Source organism: Pseudomonas sp. ABFPK, from assembly GCF_001586765.1.
Classification (GTDB): Bacteria; Pseudomonadota; Gammaproteobacteria; order Pseudomonadales; family Pseudomonadaceae; genus Aquipseudomonas; species Aquipseudomonas asiatica.
This window is the reverse complement of sequence record NZ_LQXW01000008.1, coordinates 73,230-96,538: the sequence shown is the minus strand read 5'-3', so window position 1 is coordinate 96,538 and position 23,309 is coordinate 73,230. Positions and strand designations below refer to the sequence as shown.

The 23,309-nt window shown below is 63.5% G+C and carries 18 protein-coding genes; 4 read left to right on the top strand and 14 right to left on the bottom strand.

What is annotated here, in order from left to right; all coding sequences use genetic code 11:
- Positions 1–31: 31 nt before the first annotated feature.
- From WM94_RS07460 to ihfB, 3 genes are all read right to left on the bottom strand, one after another.
- Positions 32–1,456 carry an MBL fold metallo-hydrolase RNA specificity domain-containing protein gene (locus WM94_RS07460; RefSeq protein WP_061550863.1) on the bottom strand — a complete coding sequence of 475 codons (1,425 nt, stop codon included), beginning with the start codon at positions 1,454–1,456 and terminating at the stop codon, positions 32–34.
- Positions 1,457–1,558: 102 nt separating this feature from the next.
- Entirely contained in the window at positions 1,559–1,822 is a 264-nt protein-coding gene (locus WM94_RS07455; protein ID WP_046615541.1) for a lipopolysaccharide assembly protein LapA domain-containing protein, read from the bottom strand.
- Positions 1,823–1,841: 19 nt separating this feature from the next.
- Positions 1,842–2,141, bottom strand: coding sequence for an integration host factor subunit beta (ihfB, locus tag WM94_RS07450; protein ID WP_013971456.1), 300 nt, complete (start codon positions 2,139–2,141; stop codon positions 1,842–1,844).
- Positions 2,142–2,634: 493 nt separating this feature from the next.
- On the opposite strand from ihfB, the gene WM94_RS07445 reads away from it, so the two are divergent.
- On the top strand, positions 2,635–3,090 hold the full coding sequence (locus WM94_RS07445) for a transposase (RefSeq protein ID WP_039614560.1): 456 nt from the start codon (positions 2,635–2,637) through the stop codon (positions 3,088–3,090).
- 246 nt (positions 3,091–3,336) lie between these two features.
- On the opposite strand, the gene rpsA is transcribed toward WM94_RS07445, so the two are convergent.
- From rpsA to mtnA, 7 genes are all read right to left on the bottom strand, one after another.
- Positions 3,337–5,013 carry a 30S ribosomal protein S1 gene (gene rpsA / locus WM94_RS07440; protein ID WP_003252673.1) on the bottom strand — a complete coding sequence of 559 codons (1,677 nt, stop codon included), beginning with the start codon at positions 5,011–5,013 and terminating at the stop codon, positions 3,337–3,339.
- A gap of 124 nt (positions 5,014–5,137) precedes the next feature.
- Positions 5,138–5,824 (bottom strand): (d)CMP kinase, encoded by a 687-nt coding sequence (cmk, locus tag WM94_RS07435; RefSeq protein WP_003260862.1) that lies wholly within the window; start codon positions 5,822–5,824, stop codon positions 5,138–5,140.
- Positions 5,821–8,028 carry a bifunctional prephenate dehydrogenase/3-phosphoshikimate 1-carboxyvinyltransferase gene (locus WM94_RS07430; RefSeq protein ID WP_061550862.1) on the bottom strand — a complete coding sequence of 736 codons (2,208 nt, stop codon included), beginning with the start codon at positions 8,026–8,028 and terminating at the stop codon, positions 5,821–5,823. The genes cmk and WM94_RS07430 overlap by 4 nt, the downstream gene beginning before the upstream one ends.
- Before the next feature lie 211 nt (positions 8,029–8,239).
- On the bottom strand, positions 8,240–9,334 hold the full coding sequence (gene pheA / locus WM94_RS07425; protein ID WP_013971453.1) for a prephenate dehydratase: 1,095 nt from the start codon (positions 9,332–9,334) through the stop codon (positions 8,240–8,242).
- Entirely contained in the window at positions 9,334–10,419 is a 1,086-nt protein-coding gene (serC, locus tag WM94_RS07420; RefSeq protein WP_015269304.1) for a 3-phosphoserine/phosphohydroxythreonine transaminase, read from the bottom strand. The genes pheA and serC overlap by 1 nt, the downstream gene beginning before the upstream one ends.
- Before the next feature lie 267 nt (positions 10,420–10,686).
- Complete coding sequence (gene gyrA / locus WM94_RS07415; protein ID WP_061550829.1) at positions 10,687–13,452, bottom strand: DNA gyrase subunit A; 2,766 nt, start codon at positions 13,450–13,452, stop codon at positions 10,687–10,689.
- Between the two features lie 366 nt (positions 13,453–13,818).
- On the bottom strand, positions 13,819–14,895 hold the full coding sequence (gene mtnA, locus WM94_RS07410) for an S-methyl-5-thioribose-1-phosphate isomerase (RefSeq protein WP_061550828.1): 1,077 nt from the start codon (positions 14,893–14,895) through the stop codon (positions 13,819–13,821).
- Between the two features lie 111 nt (positions 14,896–15,006).
- Between mtnA and ubiG the strand changes: the two genes are divergently transcribed.
- The 3 genes from ubiG to WM94_RS07395 all read left to right on the top strand — a co-directional run bounded on the left by ubiG (position 15,007) and on the right by WM94_RS07395 (position 17,212).
- Positions 15,007–15,705 carry a bifunctional 2-polyprenyl-6-hydroxyphenol methylase/3-demethylubiquinol 3-O-methyltransferase UbiG gene (ubiG, locus tag WM94_RS07405; RefSeq protein WP_003260863.1) on the top strand — a complete coding sequence of 233 codons (699 nt, stop codon included), beginning with the start codon at positions 15,007–15,009 and terminating at the stop codon, positions 15,703–15,705.
- A 2-nt stretch (positions 15,706–15,707) separates the two neighbouring features.
- Positions 15,708–16,379 carry an N-acetylmuramic acid 6-phosphate phosphatase MupP gene (gene mupP, locus WM94_RS07400; RefSeq protein WP_024086445.1) on the top strand — a complete coding sequence of 224 codons (672 nt, stop codon included), beginning with the start codon at positions 15,708–15,710 and terminating at the stop codon, positions 16,377–16,379.
- A 92-nt stretch (positions 16,380–16,471) separates the two neighbouring features.
- Positions 16,472–17,212, top strand: coding sequence for a YciK family oxidoreductase (locus WM94_RS07395; protein ID WP_015269300.1), 741 nt, complete (start codon positions 16,472–16,474; stop codon positions 17,210–17,212).
- A gap of 125 nt (positions 17,213–17,337) precedes the next feature.
- Here WM94_RS07395 and WM94_RS07390 read toward each other — a convergent pair whose 3' ends face one another.
- The 4 genes from WM94_RS07390 to WM94_RS07375 all read right to left on the bottom strand — a co-directional run bounded on the left by WM94_RS07390 (position 17,338) and on the right by WM94_RS07375 (position 23,306).
- Positions 17,338–18,123: a TenA family transcriptional regulator gene (locus tag WM94_RS07390; RefSeq protein ID WP_015269299.1), complete on the bottom strand. Its 786-nt coding sequence runs from the start codon at positions 18,121–18,123 to the stop codon at positions 17,338–17,340.
- A gap of 30 nt (positions 18,124–18,153) precedes the next feature.
- On the bottom strand, positions 18,154–20,610 hold the full coding sequence (locus WM94_RS07385) for an EAL domain-containing protein (RefSeq protein WP_061550827.1): 2,457 nt from the start codon (positions 20,608–20,610) through the stop codon (positions 18,154–18,156).
- 238 nt (positions 20,611–20,848) lie between these two features.
- Complete coding sequence (locus WM94_RS07380; RefSeq protein ID WP_039614565.1) at positions 20,849–22,681, bottom strand: ABC transporter ATP-binding protein; 1,833 nt, start codon at positions 22,679–22,681, stop codon at positions 20,849–20,851.
- On the bottom strand, positions 22,674–23,306 hold the full coding sequence (locus WM94_RS07375) for a DsbA family protein (RefSeq protein ID WP_015269296.1): 633 nt from the start codon (positions 23,304–23,306) through the stop codon (positions 22,674–22,676). The genes WM94_RS07380 and WM94_RS07375 overlap by 8 nt, the downstream gene beginning before the upstream one ends.
- Positions 23,307–23,309 lie beyond the last annotated feature (3 nt).

The following is a 23,309-nucleotide window of genomic DNA, read 5'->3' as shown; positions in this document are numbered from 1 at the left end:
GCCGCCCCACGAGCCGACGGCCTGCGGCTCGCTACTGGGCAACCATGACGTCGACCTCCCTACCGCCGCACTTGCTTAATGCTTCGGCCAAAGCTGATTTCGCCCGAGCTTCTCCATGCACCAGCACAACCTTCCTTGCGGCTTTCGCACCATCCAGCGCGAAGCTCACCAACCCCTGCTGATCCGCATGACCAGAGTAGCCCGGCAAGGTTACGACTTTTGCGCACACCTCATACATCCGCCCATCCAGATCAATCTGCACAAACCCTTCCGCCCCTTCGCTGGCCTGTATCACCGCGCCCGGCGTCCCCTTGGCCTGGTAACCGACAAACATCACCTCATGTCGCGGATCCCCCAGCATGGCCTTCAGGTAATTGACGATGCGCCCACCCGAGCACATGCCATTGCCGGCAATCACGATCGCCGGCCGCCCGGTGCTCTTCAGGTAATTGACCACCTGCTGGTGGCGGGCGTGGGTGTCCACGCTGATCAACTGGCTGAAGCCAAGCGGGTCGCGCCCTTCGGCCAGGCGCGCCCTGGCTTCGGCATCCCAGTAGTCGTGCAACTCCCGATACACACCGGTAATGCGCTGGGCCAGTGGCGAGTCAAGGATGATGGGCAGCTGTGACCAGTCGAGCGGGTCGCCCTCTGAGGCCGGGCCGGCCTTGTTCAGCAAGGCCTTGCGATGAAGAATACCTTCGAGCTCGTACAGCAGCTCCTGGGTGCGGCCTAGACTGAAGGCCGGAATGAGCAGCGTGCCCTGATCGGCCAGAGCGCGGTCGATGGCCGCTTCCAGCCGCTGCTGCCGGTCGCCTGCAGGCGGGTGCAGGCGGTCGCCGTAGGTACTTTCCAGTACCAGCACATCGGCCCGCTCCGGGGGCACCACAGGGCGCAGCAACGGGTTGCCACCGGCGCCCAGATCACCGGAGAACACATATCGGGTATTGGCTTGTTCACGCTGCACATCGCATTCGACATAGGCCGAACCCAGCAGATGACCAGCGCGCTGCAGGCGAATGCGGCAACTGAGGCCGGGGCGCTCGACCAGGGTGTGCCACTGCTCGAAAGGCACGGGCTTGATCAGGTCGCGGATGAACTCCAGATACCTCGCCACATGGGCGGGCTCACTGCTGATACTCAGTTTGTAGGCATCTTCCAGCACCAGTGGCAGCAGCCGGGCGGACGGCTCGCTGCACAGGATCGGGCCACGGTAGCCGGCAGCCAGCAATGCCGGAATGCGACCTACATGGTCGAGATGCACATGGGTGATGACTAGGGCCTGGATACCCTGCAAGTCGAAGCCCAACGGTGCCGATGCTGCGCCTGGCGCTGCCTCGGCGCCCTGCTCCAGGCCGCAGTCGATCAGCAGGCTGGTGGACAGGTCGAGGTGCAGTTGATGGCAGGAGCCAGTGACGCCGCGGGTGCCACCATGATGGGAAAGGACGGGATATTCCATGCTGCGCACACTCGCCTGGGCCGAAAATGAAGTGCGTTATTACTCCATGACGGCCGGCGCAGGCATAGCCGGGACTTTCCCAAACGGATGTAGGAAATACCCTCAGTTACCGCTCAATGCTGCCTGGCGGGCCGAAGCCTTGATCTTGCGCTTGCTGCGCTGCACGCCGTAGGCACCCAGCAATGGCCCGACTGCCAGGCCAATGACCAGGGCGGCCAGAACCAGCACGGCGACAGGCATGGCCGGGGCGGCCCAACCGAACAGAACCAACGAGACGGTTTGCTGGTTCTCCAGCACGAAGAACAGCACCACAGCCGCCAACAGCAGCACGAACACCGCCGCCAGGGCGCGCTTGAGGTTACGCATCAGATTGCTCCTTGTGGAATCAGGTGTGGGCCTCATGCTCTTCTTCATTGACCCGGTCGCGCAACTCTTTGCCGGGCTTGAAGTGCGGCACGAACTTGCCTTCGAGGCTGACCGACTGGCCGGTCTTCGGGTTGCGGCCTACGCGAGGGGCGCGATAGTGCAGCGAGAAGCTGCCAAAACCGCGAATCTCGATGCGATCGCCGGTGGCAAGGCATTGTGACATCTGCTCAAGCATGGTCTTGATGGCAAGCTCCACGTCCTTGGACGAGAGCAGCCCCTGATGGGTGACAATACGTTCGATCAGCTCCGACTTCGTCATATTTTTCCCTTCGTTATCAAGCAGCTAGATCATTGCTTAACCAGTTTGTAGCACGCTGGGAGGGATTTGAACAGGGCGGTTCTTGACTTAATAAAAAAATTCAAGATTGAAGTTTTACAGGAATGGTCTAGCTGGCGGGGGCTGGAGGCGTGCGGCCAGGGGGTTGCGGTGACGCGGAGATCAAGCGCCGCCCGCGCGGCGCATCGCGAGCTGCGCTCGCTCCTACGTTTGTTTCGGACCAGTCATTCCCGGGGGATTGCGCGCAAACGCCTTGGCGCATGTCTCGATATCGCGTGGAACAAACCAGGCGTTACCGGCCTGAGGCAAACGTAGGAGCGAGCGCAGCTCGCGATGCGCCGCGCGGGCGGCGCTCGACCTACCACACACCACAAACCTCGCGCCATCCACTTACATGCTGCAACCCTAATCCCCACCGGTATCCGCCCAACGCAACTAAGCTGCGACCATACGCCCGTGCTCAAGGATGAACACAATGCTCAAACCCCACGGCCACCGGCTTCGCCATGCACGATGCTCGGTACCAGGCAGGCTTTACCTGCTGACAACCGTTACCCACCAACGCCGACCTTTGTTTCAAAACTTCCACTATGCCCGCCTGGCTATCCACAACATGCGCCACGCAGAACAGAGACAGCACTGTCATTCTCTAGCGTGGGTAGTGATGCCAGACCACGTGCATTGGCTGCTCGAATTGAAAAACACGACGCTTGGCACACTGATGCAACGGTTCAAGTGCCAGTCCAGCAGAGCATTGCACAAGGCCGGAGCGAAGGCGTCGCCGATCTGGCAAGCAGGTTATTACGACCGGGCCTTGCGCCGGGACGAGGATATTATCAAGGTAGCCAGATATATCGTGGCAAATCCGATTCGGGCGGGACTGGTTAACAGGGCCGGCGATTACCCGCATTGGGATGCGGTTTGGCTTTGAGGGGGGGGGGGGGGGGTGGCGGTAGAGCGGAGGGTTTGACGGTGGAGTGCCCGCACCTGTCAATCGAGCGTCGCCCGCGCGATGCATCGCGAGCTGCGCTCGCTCCTACGTTTGTCTCGGCCAGTCGCGCGGGCGGCGCTCGATCTGCCAGACGCCACATAACCCACGACGAACAACACAAACCTGAATCCACGCCAAAAAAAAGGGCGACCCGCGGGTCGCCCTTTTTTACCGATCAAACAGAACTCAGTTCTGCTTGGCCATTGCTTCGCGCAGCAGCGCAGCCATGGTGGTGTCGGCAGCCGCTTCCGGAGCGTTTTTCAGGCTCTGGATGGCTTCGCGCTCTTCAGCATCGTCCTTCGACTTGATGGACAGGCTGATAACGCGGGACTTGCGGTCAACGCTGATGATCTTGGCTTCGATCTCTTCGCCTTCCTTCAGGACGTTACGCGCGTCTTCAACGCGGTCACGGCTGATTTCGGAAGCTTTCAGAGTAGCTTCGATGTCGTCGGCCAGGGTGACGATGGCGCCTTTGGCGTCAACTTCTTTCACGATGCCTTTGACGATAGCGCCCTTGTCATTGACAGCAACGAAGTTGGAGAACGGATCGTCTTCCAGCTGCTTGATGCCCAGGGAGATGCGCTCGCGCTCTGGGTCGACCGACAGGATGACGGTTTCCAGCTCGTCGCCCTTCTTGAAACGACGTACGGCTTCTTCGCCGGTTTCGTTCCAGGAGATGTCGGACAGGTGAACCAGGCCGTCGATGCCGCCGTCCAGACCAATGAAGATACCGAAGTCGGTGATCGACTTGATGGTACCGGTGATCTTGTCACCCTTGTTGAACTGGCCGGAGAAGTCTTCCCATGGGTTGGACTTGCACTGCTTGATGCCCAGGGAGATACGACGACGCTCTTCGTCGATGTCCAGAACCATGACTTCCACTTCGTCGCCAACCTGAACGACTTTCGACGGGTGGATGTTCTTGTTGGTCCAGTCCATTTCGGAAACGTGTACCAGACCTTCAACGCCTTCTTCCAGCTCAGCGAAGCAGCCGTAGTCGGTCAGGTTGGTAACGCGAGCCTGTACGCGAGTACCTTCTGGGTAACGGGCAGTGATAGCTACCCACGGATCTTCGCCCATCTGCTTCAGACCCAGCGAAACGCGGTTGCGCTCGCGGTCGAACTTCAGAACGCGTACGTCGACTTCGTCGCCAACGTTAACGATTTCCGATGGGTGCTTGATGCGCTTCCAAGCCATGTCGGTGATGTGCAGCAGGCCGTCGATACCGCCCAGGTCCACGAAGGCGCCGTAGTCGGTGAGGTTCTTGACGATACCTTTGACTTGTTGGCCTTCCTGCAGGGTTTCCAGCAGGGCTTCGCGCTCGGCGCTGTTCTCGGCTTCCAGCACGCTGCGACGGGAAACGACAACGTTGTTGCGCTTCTGGTCCAGCTTGATGACCTTGAATTCCAGCTCTTTGCCTTCCAGGTGGGTGGTGTCGCGCACAGGGCGGACATCAACCAGGGAGCCCGGCAGGAACGCACGGATGCCGTTAACGTCGACAGTGAAGCCGCCCTTAACCTTACCGTTGATAACGCCCTTGACCACTTCTTCGGCGGCGAAAGCTGCTTCCAGAACAATCCAGCACTCGGCGCGCTTGGCTTTTTCACGGGACAGCTTGGTTTCGCCAAAGCCGTCTTCGACCGCGTCCAGCGCAACGTGAACTTCGTCACCGACCTTGATGGTCAGCTCGCCAGCTTCGTTGTAGAACTGCTCGAGCGGGATGACGCCCTCGGACTTCAGGCCCGCGTGTACGGTAACCCAGTCGCCGTCGATGTCGACAACGATACCGGTGATGATGGCACCCGGCTGAAGATTGAGGGTTTTCAGGCTTTCTTCAAAGAGTTCTGCAAAGCTTTCGCTCATTTTAATTCCTGTAGATTCGGGCGAAACAGACGCCCATAGCCACATTCCAGACAATGTGGGTTTGTTTTAAGTAAAGGAAAGCCTGCAGGACGTTGACTGGTGCCCCTGCCTGCTTTCCTGGCTATCAGAGAAGGTCGCGCAGTGCGATCTCGCTCCTGATACGTTGCAACACCTGCTCGATGGACAACTCGGTAGAGTCCAACTGAATGGCATCGACCGCTGGCTTCAGCGGGGCCACTGCACGTTGGGTGTCGCGCTCATCACGCGCACGAATCTCATCCAGCAGACTCGACAGACTAACATCTTCACCCTTGCCCTTCAACTGCAGGTAGCGGCGACGCGCCCGCTCCTCCGCGCTGGCGGTGAGGAAGACTTTCAACGGCGCGTCCGGGAACACCACGGTGCCCATGTCGCGGCCGTCGGCAATCAGGCCCGGCGCCTCGCGGAATTCGCGCTGGCGCACCAGCAGTGCATCACGCACGGCCGGCAGCGAAGCAACCATCGAGGCACCGGCACCGACGGTCTCGGTGCGGATGACGTTGCTGACGTCCTCGCCCTCGAGGATGATCTGTTGCAGCTTACCGGGCTCGGCGGCGATGAACTGCACATCCAGATGGGCGGCAAGCTTGGTCAGCAGCTCTTCGTTGGTCAGGTCGACGCCGTGGTTGCTGGCGTTGAACGCCAGCAGACGGTACAGCGCGCCAGAGTCCAGCAACCTCCAGCCCAGCTCGCGGGCCAGCAGCCCGGCGACCGTGCCCTTGCCCGAACCGCTTGGCCCGTCGATGGTGATGACCGGCGCCAGGGCACTCACGACTTGCCCTCTTCGGCCACGCGGATGCCCACTTCGGCACACAGCGCCAGGAAGTTGGGGAACGAGGTGGCAACGTTGGCGCAGTCGTGGATGCGGATCGGCGCGCTGGCGCGCAGCGAGGCCACACTGAAGGCCATGGCGATACGGTGGTCACCGTGGCCATGCACTTCGCCGCCGCCCAACTGGCCGCCGTCGATGATGATGCCGTCCGGGGTCGGCTCGCACTTGATGCCCAGGGTGATCAGGCCGTCGGCCATGACCTGGATACGGTCGGATTCCTTCACCCGCAGCTCTTCGGCACCACGCAGCACGGTACGCCCTTCGGCGCAGGCAGCAGCGACGAACAACACAGGGAACTCGTCGATGGCCAGTGGCACCAGCTCTTCAGGGATGTCGATACCCTTCAGTTTGGCACCGCGCACACGCAGGTCGGCCACCGGTTCGCCGCCGACTTCACGCTGGTTTTCCAGGGTGATGTCGCCGCCCATCAGGCGCAGGATGTCGATCACGCCGGTACGGGTCGGGTTGATGCCAACGTGTTCCAGCACCAGTTCGGAGCCTTCGGCGATGGACGCCGCCACCAGGAAGAACGCCGCCGAGGAAATGTCGGCCGGTACTTCGATACGGGTAGCAGTTAGCTTGCCGCCGGACTGCAGCGAGGCCACCGGGCCGTTGCTTTCGACGCTGTAGCCAAAGCCGCGCAGCATGCGCTCGGTGTGGTCACGGGTTGGTGCAGGCTCGGTGACGGTGGTCTTGCCTTCGGCGTACAGGCCGGCCAGCAGCAGGCAGGATTTGACCTGGGCACTGGCCATCGGCAGCGTGTAGGTCAGCGCCTTGAGCTTGTGGCCACCGCGGATGGTCAGCGGCGGGCGGCCTTCAGGGCCGGTCTCGACCACGGCACCCATTTCGCGCAGCGGGTTGGCCACACGGTTCATCGGGCGCTTGGACAGCGAAGCGTCGCCGGTCATGGTCACGTCGAACGGCTGGCCGGCCAGCAGGCCCGACAGCAGGCGCATCGAGGTACCCGAGTTGCCCACATACAGCGGCCCGGGTGGCGGCTTGAGGCCGTGCAGGCCGACTCCGTGAATGGTCACGCGACCGTGGTTCGGGCCTTCGATGACCACCCCCATGTCACGGAATGCCTGCAGGGTCGCCAGCGCGTCCTCACCTTCGAGGAAGCCTTCGACCTCGGTGGTGCCTTCGGCCAGCGAGCCGAGCATGATCGAGCGGTGGGAAATCGACTTGTCGCCCGGTACGCGGATTCGCCCGGACAGGCGGCCACCCGGTTGGGCCAGGAAAATCAGATCGTTGGCGTTCATAGCGTCCACATAGGCCCGGCGGGCCAGGATTTTACTGAAATGCTCGCGGGCAACGCGTGCGCGGGTGAATACACCCAGCAGCTGGTGCCCGTCCCCTTCAGCGATCGCGTCGCGCAAGGCGTCGAGATCGCTGCGATATGTATCAAGCGTGCGCAGGACAGCGTCGCGGTTGGCGAGAAAGATGTCGTGCCACATGGTCGGGTCGCTGCCAGCGATTCTCGTGAAATCGCGGAAGCCTCCCGCAGCGTACCGGAAGATTTCGAGGTTTTCATTGCGCTTGGCCAGTGAATCGACCAGGCCGAAGGCCAGCAGATGCGGCAAATGACTGGTGGCGGCAAGCACTTCGTCGTGGCGTTCGACCGACATGTGCTCCACATCGGCGTCCAGCGCGCGCCACAGGCGGTCGACCAGGGCCAGGGCGGCCGGGTCGGTTTCGGCCAGCGGCGTGAGGATGACCTTGTGCCGGCGGAACAGGGTGGCGTTGGAGGCCTCTACCCCGCTCTGCTCGGAGCCGGCGATGGGGTGGCCGGGGACGAAGCGCGGCAAGCGCTCCCCAAAGACCGCCCGCGCCTCACGCACGACGTTGCCCTTGGCGCTGCCGACGTCGGTGATGACGGCAGCGCCAAGGTCGAGCTTGGCCAGGCGGGCCAGGACTTTTTCCATGGCCAGGATCGGCACGGCCAACTGGATGACATCGGCACCGACACAGGCGGCGGCAAGGTCTTCTTCGCAGCGATCGACCACGCCCAGGGCCACGGCCTGCTTGCGCGAGGGGGCGTCCAGGTCGACACCGACCACTTCGCGGCACAGGCCGCTTTCACGCAGGCCCTTGGCGAACGAGCCACCAATCAGGCCGAGGCCGACTACGACCAGGCGGTTGATGATTGGCGCGGGTTTGGTTGTTACTGCTTTTACCACTGATGCGAACCCTGTTCAGAAATCTAGACAGCCTGTGAGGGCCATTGGGGCTGCCTTGCAGCCCATCGCGGCACAAGGCCGCTCCTACAAGGGCCAGTACAGTTTCGAGGCCTGCACAATACCTGTAGGAGCGGCCTCGTGTCGCGATGGGCCGCACAGCGGCCCCGGCAATCTTCGATCAAAGCACCGCCTTCGGATACGACCCCAGCACCTTCAGCGCCACAGCCTCCTGGCTGATCTGCTCGAGCACCGCCTTGATCAGCGGGTCGCGGTGGTGGCCGACGAAGTCGATGAAGAACACGTAGGTCCACTTGCCGCTACGCGACGGGCGGGTCTCGATGCGAGTCAGGTCGATGCCGTTCTGGTGGAACGGTACCAGCAGCTCGTGCAAGGCACCCGGCTTGTTGCTCATCGAAACGATGATCGAGGTCTTGTCGTCGCCGGTCGGCGGTACTTCCTGGTTACCGATCATCAGGAAGCGCGTGGAGTTGTCCGGGCGGTCTTCGATCTTCTCGGCCAGGCGAGTCAACCCGTACAGGTTGGCCGCCATGTCGCCGGCGATCGCCGCCGAATTCCACTCGCCCTTGACCCGCTTGGCTGCCTCGGCATTGCTCGACACGGCCACGCGCTCCACGTTCGGGTAGTGCGCGTCCAGCCACTTGCGGCACTGGGCCAGCGACTGGGCGTGGGAGTAGATGCGGGTGATGCTGTCGGTCTTGGTGTTCTCGCCCACCAGCAGGTGGTGGTGAATGCGCAGCTCGACCTCGCCGCAAATCACCATGTCGTGCTCGAGGAAGCTGTCCAGGGTGTGGCTGACCGCGCCTTCGGTGGAGTTTTCCACCGGCACAACGCCGAAGTTGACGGCACCAGCCGCCACTTCGCGGAACACTTCGTCGATGGCCGCCATCGGCCGGCTGATCACCGCGTGGCCGAAGTGCTTCATGGCCGCAGCCTGGGTGAAGGTGCCTTCTGGGCCGAGGTAGGCGATTTTCAGCGGCTCTTCCAGGGCCAGGCACGACGACATGATTTCGCGGAACAGCCGCGCCATCTCTTCGTTGTCCAGCGGCCCCTTGTTGCGCTCCATCACGCGCTTGAGCACGGCGGCTTCACGCTCAGGGCGGTAGAACACCGGCTTTTCGCCTTCCGCCAGCGAGGCGGTCTTGACCTTGGCCACTTCCTGGGCGCACCGGGCGCGCTCGCTGATCAGCTCGAGGATCTTCTCGTCGAGGCTGTCGATGCGAACGCGCAACGCCTTCAGTTCGTGCTCGGACATCAGCCGTGCTCCTTCTCGAATTCGGCCATGTAGGCCACCAGGGCTTCGACCGCTTCAAGGCCCAGGGCGTTGTAGATCGAGGCGCGCATGCCGCCTACCGAACGGTGGCCCTTGAGGTTGAGCAGGCCACGGGCATCGGCGCCGGCGAGGAAGGCCTTGTCCAGGCGCTCGTCAGCCAGGCGGAACGGCACGTTCATCCACGAACGGGCGTTGTGGCTGATCGGGTTGGTGTAGAACTCGCTGCTGTCGATGAAGCCGTACAGGCGGTCTTTCTTGGCGCGGTTGCGCTGTTCCATGGCATCGACGCCACCCTGCTCTTTCAGCCACTCGAACACCAGGCCCGAGAGGTACCAGGAGTAGGTGGCCGGGGTGTTGTACATCGAGCCGTTGTCGGCCGAGACCTTGTAGTCGAGCATGGTCGGGCAGCTGCTGCGGGCGCGGCCCAGCAGGTCTTCGCGCACGATCACCACTACCAGGCCGCTCGGGCCGATGTTCTTCTGCGCGCCGGCGTAGATCAGGCCGTACTGCGACACGTCGATCGGGCGCGAGAGGATGTCGGACGACATGTCGACCACCAGTGGCACGTCACCGGTTTCCGGCACCCAGTCGAACTGCAGGCCACCAATGGTCTCGTTGGACGCATAGTGCACGTAGGCAGCGTTCTTGGTCAGCTTCCACTCGTTCTGGCCCGGGATGGCCAGGTAGTCGTAGGGCTTGGCGCTGGCGGCGACGTTGACGTTGCCGAAGCGGCGCCCTTCCTCGATGGCCTTTTTCGACCAGATGCCGGTCTCGATGTAGTCGGCGGTGCCGTTTTCCGGCAGCAGGTTCAGCGGGATTTCGGCGAACTGCTGGCTGGCGCCGCCCTGCAGGAACAGCACCTTGTAGTTGGAGGGGACGGACAGCAGGTCACGCAGGTCCTGCTCGGCCTTTTCGGCGATGGCCACGTAATCGTCGCTACGATGGCTCATTTCCATCACCGACAAGCCCTTGCCACGCCAATCCAGCATCTCGGCCTGGGCGCGCTGCAGAACAGCGTCAGGAAGCGCGGCAGGGCCTGCGCAGAAGTTAAAGGCTCGTTTGCTCACATCCACTCTCGCTCTGCCAAATGGTACAAATTCGTTTCTTGCAGGCCTCGCATCGCTCTTGTAGGAGCAGCCTTGTGCTGCGAATGGGACGCGTAGCGGCCCCGGCTATCCATGCGTTGACGCTGAAATTCCGGGGCCGCTTCGCGTCCCATTCGCAGCACAAGGCTGCTCCTACAAAAACAGCATGCCCCTTCAGGGCCAGCCATTGCCTGCTGTAATCAGTCAAACGGGGCGACCTTGGTCGCCCCGTTCGGGTTTTACGCTTGCTTACTCCTGCGGGGCCTCTTCGGCGCCAGCAGCTTCTTCGTTGTCTGGCACTTCAGCCTCGACGCCCTCTTCACCCGCCTCGATCACATCATCGAGTTCGTCCTCGGAAGGCTCCTGGATACGCTCCAGGCCCACCAGTGTCTCGTCGGTAGCCAGCTTGATCAAGGTCACGCCCTGAGTGTTGCGGCCCAGGCTGGACACCTCGCCAACGCGGGTACGCACCAGCGTGCCCTGGTCGGAGATCAGCATGATCTCCTCACCTTCCTGCACCTGGATGGCACCGATCAGCAGACCGTTGCGCCCCTTGGTGCCCATGGCGATCACACCCTGGCCACCACGGCCGCGACGCGGGAACTTGGACAGCGGAGTGCGCTTGCCGAAGCCACGCTCGGAGGCGGTGAGGATCTGCGCGCCAGATTCCGGGATCAGCATGGAGATGATCTGCTGGCCCTTGCCCAGCTTCATGCCGCGCACGCCACGGGCGTTACGGCCCATCTCGCGCACCACGCTTTCAGCGAAGCGGATCACCTTGCCGGCGTCGGAGAACATCATGACCTCCTTGGCGCCGTCGGTGATGGCCGCGGCGATCAGGGTGTCACCTTCCTTCAGCTTCAGGGCGATCAGGCCGTTGGAGCGCGGACGGGCGAACTGCACCAGCGGGGTCTTCTTCACGGTACCCGAAGCGGTGGCCATGAAGATGTAGGCGCCGGTCGGCTCGGCCACCCACTCAGGGGTATCGCCGTCTTCCTCGTCCACTTCCTCGGCCTCGACCACTTCGCCTTCGAGCACGGTGTCTTCCGCGTCCTCCAGCTCTTCGTCGGCGTCAGCGTTCTGCTGCAGGGCCTCGAGGTCGATCTGCAGCATGGCGGTGATGCGCTCACCTTCCTCCAGCGGCAACAGGTTGACCAGCGGGCGGCCGCGGGCGGCGCGGGACGCTTCAGGGATGTCGTAGGTCTTCAGCCAGTACACCTTGCCCTTGCTGGAGAACAGCAGCAAGGTGGCATGGCTGTTGGCAACCAGCAGGTGCTCGACGTAGTCCTCGTCCTTCACCCCGGTAGCCGACTTGCCTTTGCCGCCACGGCGCTGGGCCTGGTAGGCGGACAGCGGCTGGGTCTTGGCGTAGCCGCCGTGGGAGATGGTCACCACGCGCTCTTCTTCCGGGATCATGTCGCCGTAGTTGAGGTCGTGGCGCGCATCGAGGATTTCGGTACGGCGGGCATCGCCATATTCGGCGCGGATGGCTTCCAGCTCTTCGCGGATCACTTCCATCAGGCGCTCGGCGCTGCTGAGGATGCGGATCAGTTCGCCGATCTGCTCGAGGATTTCCTGGTACTCGGCCAGCAGCTTCTCGTGCTCCAGGCCGGTCAGGCGGTGCAGGCGCAGGTCGAGAATGGCCTGGGCCTGTTCCGGCGACAGGTAGTACTTGCCTTCACGCAGGCCGTACTGCTCCGGCAGGTCCTCGGGGCGGCAGGAATCGGCGCCGGCGCGCTCGACCATGACCTGCACGGCACTGGATTCCCAGGCAGTGGAGATCAGGGCTTCCTTGGCCTCGGACGGGGTCGGCGAGGCCTTGATCAGGGCGATGACCGGGTCGATGTTGGACAGCGCGACCGCCTGGCCTTCGAGGATATGGCCGCGCTCGCGGGCCTTGCGCAGCTCGAACACGGTACGACGGGTCACCACTTCACGGCGGTGACGGACGAACGCTTCGAGCAGGTCCTTGAGGTTGAGCAGGCGCGGACGGCCGTCGACCAGGGCCACCACGTTGATACCGAATACGCTCTGCAGCTGGGTTTGCTGGTAGAGGTTGTTGAGCACCACCTCCGGCACCTCGCCGCGACGCAGCTCGATGACGATGCGCATGCCGTCCTTGTCGGACTCGTCGCGCAGCTCGGTGATGCCTTCGATCTTCTTCTCTTTGACCAGCTCGGCGATCTTTTCGATCAGACGAGCCTTGTTCAGCTGGTACGGCAGCTCGGTAACCACGATCTGCTGGCGACCACCGACCTTGTCGATGTCTTCGATCTCGGAACGGGCGCGCATGTAGATGCGGCCACGGCCGGTGCGATAGGCCTCGATGATGCCCTGGCGACCATTGATAAGGCCGGCAGTCGGGAAGTCGGGGCCAGGGATGTGCTGCATCAGCTCATCGATGGTGACTTCGGGGTTGTCGATGAGTGCCAGGCAGCCATCGATGACCTCGCCGAGGTTGTGCGGCGGGATGTTGGTCGCCATGCCCACGGCGATACCGCTGGAACCGTTGACCAGCAGGTTGGGAATACGGGTCGGCATGACCGCCGGGATCTGCTCGGTGCCGTCGTAGTTGGGCACCCAGTCGACGGTCTCCTTGTGCAGGTCGGCCAGCAGCTCGTGGGCCAGCTTGGCCATGCGCACTTCGGTGTATCGCATGGCTGCGGCGTTGTCGCCGTCCACCGAACCGAAGTTGCCCTGGCCGTCGACCAGCAGGTAGCGCAGCGAGAACGGCTGGGCCATACGCACGATGGTGTCGTAGACCGCGATGTCGCCGTGCGGGTGGTACTTACCGATCACGTCACCGACCACACGGGCGGATTTCTTGTACGGCTTGTTCCAGTCGTTGCCCAGTTCGCTCATCGCATAGAGAACGCGACGATGCACGGGCTTCAAGCCGTCACGCGCATCGGGCAGCGCTCGCCCGACAATCACGCTCATCGCGTAGTCGAGGTAAGACTGTCTCAGTTCGTCTTCGATATTGACCGGGAGGATTTCTTTGGCCAGTTCGCCCATGAGAAGCCTGATTCCTTTTTCTGGTGAAACTTCGCAGCTCCATCAAGGGCCGAACGAAGCTCGCCGCCGCAGCGCATAAGGGTGCGACGACTTACGACAAATCAATGAGTTGTGCCATGGATCTGCGCAATGAAGGCCGCCGTGGTGGGCGGTCTTGGAAACTGCCGGATGTTATCACAAAGGCAGGGGCGGTGGGGAGATGTGGCAGGTGGCCTCACACGAGGTTGAATCTGGATTTTTTATAGCCTGTGCCGACCTCTTCGCGGGTAAACCCGCTCCCACAGGTACACCACCGCCCTCAGGCCTTGTGCTATCCCTGTGGGAGCGGGTTTACCCGCGAAGAGGCCGGCACAGGCGCCACGAATATCAGTGCAGGCGCTTGCGGCAGATCAATTGCGCCAGCTTGGCGGCATCCGGCCGCTCGACGATGCCGCGCTCGGTCACGATCACGTCGATCAGGTCGGCCGGGGTCACGTCGAATACCGGGTTGAACACCTCGACATCCGGCGCCACGCGGGTGCCGCCAATGTCCAGCAACTCGTCGGCAGCGCGCTCTTCCAGCGGGATGTCCTCGCCCGTGGCCAGGTTCAGGTCGATGCTGGTGCTCGGCGCCACCACCATGAACCGTACGCCGTGATGCATGGCGCTGACCGCCAGCTGATAGGTGCCGATCTTGCTGGCCACGTCGCCGTTGGCGGCGATGCAATCCGCGCCCACCACCACCCAGGTGATGCCCTTGCTTTTCATCAGGTGGGCCAGCGCCGAGTCGGCGCACAGGGTCACCGGGACGCCCTCGTTGGCCAGTTCCCAGGCGGTCAGGCGCGAGCCATGCAACCAGGGGCGGGTCTCGCCAGCGTATACACGCTCGACCATGCCCTCCAGGTAACCGGCACGGATCACCCCCAGTGCGGTACCGAAACCACCACAGGCCAAAGCACCGGCGTTGCCATAGGTGAGCAGGATCTGGGCGTTGCCCTGGTGGCGACGAATCAGCTCGATACCGTACTGGGCCATGGTCAGGTTGGCCTCGCGATCGCTCTCGTGGATGGCCACCGCTTCGGCCTCCAGCGCCGCCAGCACGTCTTCGTCCTGACGCAGGCGCTGCAGGCGCTCACGCATGCGGTTCAGCGCCCAGAACAGGTTGGCGGCGGTAGGGCGCGCTTCAGCCAGGACAAGGAAGTCTTCCTCCAGGTCCATTTCCCAGTCGCCGCCCTCGGCCAGCCGCTCTTCCAGGGCCAGCACCAGGCCATAGGCCGCGGCAATGCCGATGGCCGAGGCGCCGCGCACGGCCATGTCGCGGATCGCCGCTGCAACCTGCGCGACATTGTCGCAGGCCAGCCAGCGCTCTTCCGACGGCAGCAGGCGCTGGTCGAGCAGGTGCAGGACGCCGCCCTGCCAGCGGATCCCGGTCACCTTCTCCGCCGCCAAAAGTCGCTCGCGCATCGCCTCTCCCCGTCGTTCGGATATCAAAAGCCGGCGATTATAGCGACCCTCGGGGCCGAGCGCTCGGGTATACTCCGGCGCAATTTTGCGAAGTTTCAGAGGACTGTTCTAATGAGCAACGTCGACCGCGCCGAAATCGCCAAGTTCGAAGCGCTGGCCCACCGCTGGTGGGACCGCGAAAGCGAGTTCAAGCCGCTGCACGAAATCAACCCGCTGCGCGTCAACTGGATCGACGAGCGCGTCAGCCTCGCCGGCAAGAAGGTGCTGGACGTGGGTTGCGGCGGCGGCATCCTCAGCGAGGCGATGGCCCTGCGCGGCGCCACGGTCACCGGCATCGACATGGGCGAGGCGCCACTGGCCGTGGCCCAGCTGCACCAGCTGGAGTCGGGCGTGCAGGTGGAATACCGGCAGATCACCGCCGAAGCCCTGGCCGAGGAAATGCCCGAACAGTTCGACGTGGTCACCTGCCTGGAAATGCTCGAGCACGTGCCCGACCCGTCTTCGGTCATCCGCGCCTGCTACCGCATGGTCAAGCCTGGCGGCCAGGTGTTCTTCTCCACCATCAACCGCAACCCCAAGGCCTACCTGCTGGCCATCGTCGGCGCCGAGTACATCCTGAAGATGCTGCCGCGCGGCACCCACGACTTCAAGAAGTTCATCCGCCCGTCCGAGCTGGGCGCCTGGAGCCGCGTTGCCGGCCTGCAGGTGAAAGACATCATCGGCCTGACCTACAACCCACTGACCAAGCACTACAAGCTCAGCAGCGACGTCGACGTCAACTACATGGTCCAGACCCTGCGCGAGGAATAAACATGAGTTTGCGAGCAGTACTCTTCGACATGGACGGCACCTTGCTCGACACGGCGCCGGACTTCATCGCCATCTGCCAGGCCATGCTCGCCGAGCGCGGCCTGCCGGCCGTCGATGACAAGGTGATCCGCGACGTGATCTCCGGCGGTGCCCGCGCGATGGTCGCCGCGACCTTCGCCATCAGCCCGGAGGCCGAGGGCTTCGAAGCCCTGCGCCTTGAGTTCCTCGAGCGCTACCAGCGTGACTGCGCGGTGCACAGCAAGCTGTTCGACGGCATGGCCGAGCTGCTGGCCGACATCGAGAAAGGCAACCTGCTGTGGGGTGTGGTCACCAACAAGCCGGTGCGCTTCGCCGAGCCGATCATGCAGCAACTGGGCCTGGCCGAGCGTTCGGCGCTGCTGATCTGCCCGGACCACGTCAAGAACAGCAAGCCCGACCCCGAGCCGCTGATCCTCGCCTGCAAGACCCTCGGCCTGGACCCGGCCAGCGTACTGTTCGTCGGCGACGACCTGCGCGACATCGAGTCTGGCCGCGACGCCGGCACTCGCACGGCAGCGGTGCGCTACGGCTATATTCATCCAGAGGACAACCCCAACAACTGGGGCGCCGATGTGGTGGTGGACCACCCGCTGGAACTGCGCAAGGTGATCGACAGCGCGCTGTGCGGCTGCTGAACCCCGTCTAGACCGCGGCACAGCCCCTGTGGGAGCGGGTTCACCCGCTCCCACAGGGGCTGTGCCGCGCCAACGAACTCGAAGGACCTACCATGTTCGACTACACCGCCCGCCCCGACCTGCTGCAAGGCCGGGTCATCCTGGTTACCGGTGCCGGCCGCGGCATCGGCGCCGCTGCCGCCAAGGCCTACGCTGCGCTTGGCGCTACCGTGCTGCTGCTGGGCAAGACCGAGGCCAACCTCAACGAGGTCTACGACCAGATCGAAGCCGCCGGGCACCCGCAACCGGTGGTGATCCCGTTCAACCTGGAAACCGCCCTGCCCCACCAGTACGACGAACTGGCGGTAATGATCGAAGACCAGTTCGGCCGCCTCGACGGCCTGCTGAACAACGCTTCGATCATCGGCCCACGTACGCCGCTGGAGCAGCTGTCGGGTGACAACTTCATGCGCGTCATGCACATCAACGTCAATGCCACCTTCATGCTCACCAGCACCCTGCTGCCGCTGCTGAAGCTGTCGGAAGACGCTTCGGTGGTGTTCACCAGCAGCAGCGTCGGGCGCAAGGGCCGGGCCTACTGGGGCGCCTATGGCGTGTCCAAGTTCGCCACCGAGGGCCTGATGCAAACCCTGGCCGATGAACTGGAAGGCGTGGCACCGGTGCGCTCCAACAGCATCAACCCCGGTGCCACGCGCACGGCGATGCGGGCACAGGCCTACCCTAGCGAAAACCCGCAGAACAACCCGCTGCCGGAAGAGATCATGCCGGTGTACCTGTACCTGATGGGGCCGGACAGCAAAGGGGTGAATGGGCAGGCGTTCAACGCCCAGTAAGGCTTTTGCCTGTACCGGCCCTTTCGCGGGTGAACCCGCTCCCACAGGGTTATTCACCGCCCATGAGGGCAGCGCAGTACTGTGGGAGCGGGTTTACCCGCGAAGAGGCCGGGACAGGAAAGCGATCAGCCCGCTGCCAACACCGGGCGCATGCGCCCTTGCTGGCGCCCTTCCAGCTGCATGCACCGTTCCAGGAACAGGTACATGCAGTCGTAGCTTTTGCAAATCGCCTTGCGCAGTTCATTGCGCAGCCCCAGGGTCGGGTTCTCGCCAGCCAGCGTACAGATGATCTCCAGCGCCTCCCACGGGTGCGCGTCGTCATACTGGGCATGCATCTTCAGCCACTTCATCGCCCGCTTGCGCTGGTCCTCCGGGAAGCCCAGCGCATAGGTGTCGGTGGAGCACACCACCGCCGACCATTCACCGGTCGCACCTTCGATGGCGTAGTTGGTCGCCGCCATGGAAATGGCCAGGTTCTCGGTGGCGCACACGCGCCAGCACCAGTCGTTCAGGCCGTTCAGTTCAGGCGGCACTTCCTGGGCCTGCAGCTCGTGCAGGTGCACGCCATGCGCCTGGCACCAGTTCACCCAATAGTCGGCGTGGTTGAGCTCGACACGGATGTTGCGCATCAGCCAGCGCCGCGCCATGTCTTCGCCCTGGTGCCGGCCATAGCGGGTCTTGGTCAGGTTGTGGGCCATGTACAGCGAGAACTGCTCCACCACCGGCCAGCCACCAATCAGGTACTGGCGGATGGTCGATTGCTTCAACTGGCCATCGCGCAGGCGCGCGTAGAACTCATGCTCGACTACCCGGCGCTTGCTCTCGCGGCAGTCTTCAATCAGTTGCTGGGCCCATTGGGGGTAGCTGGCGGGATCCATCAAAGGCCCGATACGAACGAATGCGTCAATCACTTTCAGCTCCTTGATCCTTGTGATTTCTAGCTAGCGAAACGTGCCAGGTGCCCGCTGCAACAGAGGCCGGGCGGCGATCCGTTGGCGCTGCAGACTGTCACAGGTGAACACCTGGGGGCGTTCGATGAGGTAGCCCTGGGCATAATCCACGCCAATTTCCTGCAAGGCCTGCTCGATCAAGGGTGTTTCGACGAATTCGGCAATGGTGCGCTTACCCATTACGTGACCGATGTGGTTGATGACCTCGACCATGGCCCGGTTGACCGGGTCGTCGAGCATGTCCTTGACGAAACTTCCGTCGATCTTCAGGTAATCCACGGGCAAATGCTTGAGATAGGCGAACGACGACATGCCGGCGCAGAAATCGTCGAGCGAGAAGCGACAACCCAACCCCTTCAACTCGTTGATGAAGCGGATGGCACTGCCAAGGTTGGCTATGGCGCTGGTTTCGGTGATTTCGAAACAGATCATCCGTGGCGGAATAGCGTATTCGACGAACAGGCGTTGCAAGTATTCGAGGAACTTGTCGTCGCCGATACTCGACCCCGACAGGTTGATCGCGCAGATCGACAGCGGCCCCTCGCGCCCTTCGTCCAGGCACTGGCGGATGACCAGGAACACATTGCGCACCACCCAGCGGTCCAGCGCGGTCATCAGGCCGTAGCGCTCGGCCGCCGGGATGAAGCTGCTGGGCAGGATGGTACGCCCGCTTTCGTCGTGCAGGCGCAGCAGGATCTCGATATGGCCGGGGCCTTCGAAGGTTTTCAGCGGGGCGATTTCCTGGGCGTACAGGCAGAAGCGGTTTTCTTCCAGGGCCACGTGCAAGCGCCGGATCCAGGCCATTTCACCAAAGCGCATGGACAGCTCGCTGTCGTCGGCATGGTACACCTGCACGCGGTTGCGGCCCTTTTCCTTGGCCATGTAGCAGGCCATGTCGGCGGCGCGCAGCGAGGTTTCGAGGGTGCCGGGGGACTGGGCCATGTGCACCAGGCCGACGCTGACGGTGGTGACGAACGGCCGCCCTTTCCACACGAAATGCAGGCTCTGCACCAGCTGGCGCAGCTGCTCGGCAATGCGCTCGGCCTGGTCGGGCGGGCAGTTTTCCAGCAGCACGCCGAATTCGTCACCACCCAGCCGGGCCAGGGTATCGCCCTCGCGCAGGCCGGACTGCAGCACGGCGCAGATGTGCCGCAGCAGCTCGTCGCCGGCGGCATGCCCGCAGGTATCGTTGACCAGCTTGAACTGGTCGAGGTCCAGGAACATCAGCGAATGCCGCCCGGCCTGGCGCGCCAGGTCATTGAGCGCCTGCTCCAGGCGGTATTCGAACTCGCGGCGGTTGGCCAGGCCGGTCAGGGCGTCATGGGTCGCCTGCCAGGACAGGTTGGCGATGTACTGGCGCTCCTGGGTCATGTCGTGCAGCACCAGCACGATACCGCTGACCTGGCCGTCATTGACGATCGGCGAGCCGACCAGGTTGACCGACACAGTACTGCCGTCCAGGCGCTGGATCAGCCGGGCATGCTCGGCGCCACCCTTGAGGCTGCCGCTGAGCACCTGCTCGACCAGGCTGCGGCCGTCTTCCTCGGCCTGCTCGTCCACCAGGCTGAACAGCGCCGACAACGGCAGGCCCTGGGCTTGGCCGGCCTGCCAGTGGGTCAGTTGTTCGGCGGCCGGGTTCATGTAGCCGATACTGCCCTCCACATCGGTGGTAATCACCGCATCGCCAATGGCCTGCAGGGTAATCTGCGCCCGCTCCTTTTCTTCTTGCAGGGCGCTGGCAAAGGCCTGGCGCTGGGCCAGCAGCTTGCTGGAGCGGCGCCAGGCAATGGCAATCAGGAACATCGCGGTCAGCAGGTTGGTGATCAGCAGCACCCGCAGCAACATGCGCGAGCCTTCGCCCAAGGCATCGCTGAACGCCTTGGCGGCCGGGGTTACCCCTTCGTTGATGGTGACGATGCGCGCCTTCCAGTCGCTGACCGTGCGGGCGTCGACCGAGCCAGCGGCGAAGCTGCTGCGCATTTCCACGGCCAGCATATCCAGCTTGCCCAGGTAGTCGTCGCCGATGTCCCAGTAGTCGATGGCCGTCTGCATGTAGCTTACGTTGCGAAAGTTACGGTAGAACCAGATGATCCGCTCGACATCGTCGGGGTGGTTACCGCCTTGCAGCACGGCCTGGCGTGCGGCATCCAGGTCGGGGCTGGGCTGGTCCATCACTTCGCGCAGTTGGTGGTCGCCCTGGGGCACGGTGATGGCCTGGCGATAGCGCTGATAGGTGCTGTCGTCGCGGGTTTCGGCGTACAGGTTGAGGTAGTAGATGGCGTCTTTCTGCGCCTTGGACCACAGGCTTTCGCCCGCGACGTAGGCACGCACGGCAGAGAGCGTATAAAGGCTCAGGCTGCCCAAGGCTACCTGGAAGACCACAACGGCGATGAAGGGCCAGGTGATACCGAGCAACTTTGGCGCTTCTAGAGTGCGATGTCCCTTCATGGAGTCCCTGTCACAGAGCAGATAAGGCGCAAATCAACCCAGACAAAGCACAGCGTAGGCCATTTGCCATCCTCGCGGTTGGGTTTTTTATGACAGGAAACCCGGGGGTTTTCGCACGGCCTTCCCGGCCCTATCGCCGGCAAGCCAGCTCCCACAGGTACCCCACAACGCTCAGGCCTGTGGTAATCCTGTGGGAGCTGGCTTGCCGGCGATAGGGCCCGCACAGGCAGCCACAAATTCAGCTCTGCTGCAGGTGCCCGTAAAGCTTGGCATACAACCCTCCCTCGGCAATCAGCTGCTGGTGGTCGCCATCCTCGGCCACATGCCCGCCGTCGAACACCAGCACCCGGTCGGCCTGTTTCACCGCCGACAGACGGTGGGCGATGATCAGTGTGGTGCGGCCGCTGAGGAAGCGCGCCAGGGCTTGGTGCAGGTTGTATTCGGTGGCGGCATCCAGGGCCGAGGTGGCTTCGTCGAGGATCACCACCTTGGGTTCGGCCAGCACCATGCGGGCAATGGCCAGGCGCTGGCGCTGGCCACCGGACAAGCGCACGCCGGAGCGCCCCACCACACTGTCCAGGCCCTGCGGCAAGGCGGCGATGGTGGCATCCAGCTGGGCGATGCGCAGTGCCTGCCAGCAGGCCTCGTCGCTGCAGTCACGGCCCATGGTCAGGTTGGCGCGCACGGTGTCGTTGAACAGCGAAGGGTGCTGCAACACCACCGCGACGTTTTCACGCAGGGTTTCCAGGCCGATTTCCTGCAGGCTGGCACCGCCAAAGCGGATGGTGCCGGCCTGGGCGCTGTAAAGCCCCAGCAACAGCTGCACCAGGGTGCTCTTGCCGCCACCGCTGGCGCCGACTATCGCCACCTTCTCGCCCGGGGCGATGGACAGGTCGAGGTGCTCGAGCACCGGCTCGTCGGCATAGGCAAAGCGCAGGTCGCGCACTTCGATGCCCACCGTCTCGCGGCCGGCGAACGGGTCGCTGGCAGCCGGGTACTGCGGCTCGTCGTCGCGTGCCAGCAGTTCGTTGAGGCGGCTCAGCGCACCACCGGCGGCGTAGTAGGCGTATTGCAGGTTGAGCAACTGCTCCACCGGGCCGATCATGAACCACAAGTAGCTGAATACCGCCAGCATCTGACCGATCGACAGGTCGGAGAACAGCACGGTGAGCATGGCCGCGGCGCGGAAGATATCGATGCCGAACTGGAACAGCAGGCCACTGGCGCGGCCGCTGGCATCGCTTTTCCACTGCGAGTCCACGGCGTAGTCCCGCACTTCGCGGGCGCGCAGGCCAAGGCGACCGAGGAAGTAGCCCTGGCGGTTACCGGCGCGGATTTCCTGAATGGCGTCGAGGGTTTCCGCCAGCGCCTGGGTAAAGCGTGCGGTGCTGTCGTTCTCGAGCTTTTTCAGGTGCTTGACGCGCTTGCCCAACTGCACGGTGAAATAGATCACCAGCGGGTTGAACAGCAATATCAGCATGGCCAGCTGCCAGTGCATCCAGATCAGGATGGCCGCCGTGCCGGTCAGGGTCAGCATGGCCACCAGGAAGCGGCTCAGGGTTTCGCCGACGAACTTGTCGAGGGTGTCCAGGTCGGTGACCAGGTGAGTGGTTACCGTGCCGCTGCCCAGGCTTTCGTATTCCTTCAGCGAGATGCGCTTGAGCCGCTCGATCAGGCGAATGCGCAGGCGATAGACGATGTCCTTGGCCAGGCCGGCGAACAGCTTGGCCTGGATCACGTTGAACGCCAGCGCGGCCAAGCGCAGGCACAGGGTCAGCAGCAACATAAGGCCGATGTAGCCCGCCGCCACCTGCCAGCTGGACGGCAGCAGGTGGTTCATCCACTTCAGCGCGGCATCGCCGTGGCCCAGCAGCACTTCGTCCACCAGCAGCGGCAGCAACAGCGGGATGGGCACGCTGCAGCAGGCCGCCAATACGGCAATGAAGTTGGCGGACCAGAGGTTTTTCTTGTGATGCAGGGCCAGGCGGCGGATTTCCGCCCAGCTCAGTCGATCGGCCGCAGTGTGAGGCTTGCCCGGCACCGGGTCGGGTGACCCAGGCACATCAAGCACAGGCGGCCTGCTGCAGCCAGCGGCCGAGCAAGGGTTGCAGGCGCTCCAGCGGCTGATAGCCGTTGGTCAGCAGGGCCAGTTGGCCATTGCGTTCGGCCAGCAAGGTCGGGAAACCGGCGATGCCCAGGTCCTGGGCCCAGCTGAAATCGGCTGCAGTGGCGGCGCGGGTGTCGGCACAGGCGAAGGCCTCGGCGAACACGGTGCGGTCGAAGCCTGCCTGTTCGGCCAGGTCGACCAGATGCGGCGCAATGGTCACGTCCACGCCCTGCTCGTAGAACGAACGCTGGATCAGCGCCAGCAGCGGCCAGACGCGTTCGGCGTCCAGCTCGCGGGCGGTGACCAGGGCACGGCAGGCCGGCTCGGTGTCGTAGACGAAGCCGTCGGGCATGGCCCCCTCGAAGCGGAACGGCTGGCCGGTGGCGTCGGCCACCGCCTGCCAGTGTTCAAGGATGTACTTGCGGGTAGAGCTGTCCAGGGCACTGCCGCCGGTACGCAGCCCGCCTGGCACCAGGCGGGTGGGCACGCCTGCGTCACGCGCCTGGGCGATCAGGGCCGCGGCCACGGGTGCGAAACCCCAGCACCAGGAGCACATCGGGTCCATCACATAGATCAGGCGTGCAGACATGCA

What these genes read in the sequence shown, in the direction of transcription:
- rpsA (WP_003252673.1), bottom strand. Translation starts at nt 5,013, where the DNA reads ATGAGCGAAAGCTTTGCAGAACTCTTTGAAGAAAGCCTGAAAACCCTC.
- WM94_RS07375 (WP_015269296.1), bottom strand. Translation starts at nt 23,306, where the DNA reads ATGTCTGCACGCCTGATCTATGTGATGGACCCGATGTGCTCCTGGTGC.
- mupP (WP_024086445.1), top strand. Translation starts at nt 15,708, where the DNA reads ATGAGTTTGCGAGCAGTACTCTTCGACATGGACGGCACCTTGCTCGAC.
- gyrA (WP_061550829.1), bottom strand. Translation starts at nt 13,452, where the DNA reads ATGGGCGAACTGGCCAAAGAAATCCTCCCGGTCAATATCGAAGACGAA.
- mtnA (WP_061550828.1), bottom strand. Translation starts at nt 14,895, where the DNA reads ATGCGCGAGCGACTTTTGGCGGCGGAGAAGGTGACCGGGATCCGCTGG.
- ihfB (WP_013971456.1), bottom strand. Translation starts at nt 2,141, where the DNA reads ATGACGAAGTCGGAGCTGATCGAACGTATTGTCACCCATCAGGGGCTG.
- WM94_RS07460 (WP_061550863.1), bottom strand. Translation starts at nt 1,456, where the DNA reads ATGGAATATCCCGTCCTTTCCCATCATGGTGGCACCCGCGGCGTCACT.
- ubiG (WP_003260863.1), top strand. Translation starts at nt 15,007, where the DNA reads ATGAGCAACGTCGACCGCGCCGAAATCGCCAAGTTCGAAGCGCTGGCC.
- WM94_RS07445 (WP_039614560.1), top strand. Translation starts at nt 2,635, where the DNA reads ATGCTCAAACCCCACGGCCACCGGCTTCGCCATGCACGATGCTCGGTA.
- WM94_RS07455 (WP_046615541.1), bottom strand. Translation starts at nt 1,822, where the DNA reads ATGCGTAACCTCAAGCGCGCCCTGGCGGCGGTGTTCGTGCTGCTGTTG.
- pheA (WP_013971453.1), bottom strand. Translation starts at nt 9,334, where the DNA reads ATGTCCGAGCACGAACTGAAGGCGTTGCGCGTTCGCATCGACAGCCTC.
- WM94_RS07395 (WP_015269300.1), top strand. Translation starts at nt 16,472, where the DNA reads ATGTTCGACTACACCGCCCGCCCCGACCTGCTGCAAGGCCGGGTCATC.
- WM94_RS07385 (WP_061550827.1), bottom strand. Translation starts at nt 20,610, where the DNA reads ATGAAGGGACATCGCACTCTAGAAGCGCCAAAGTTGCTCGGTATCACC.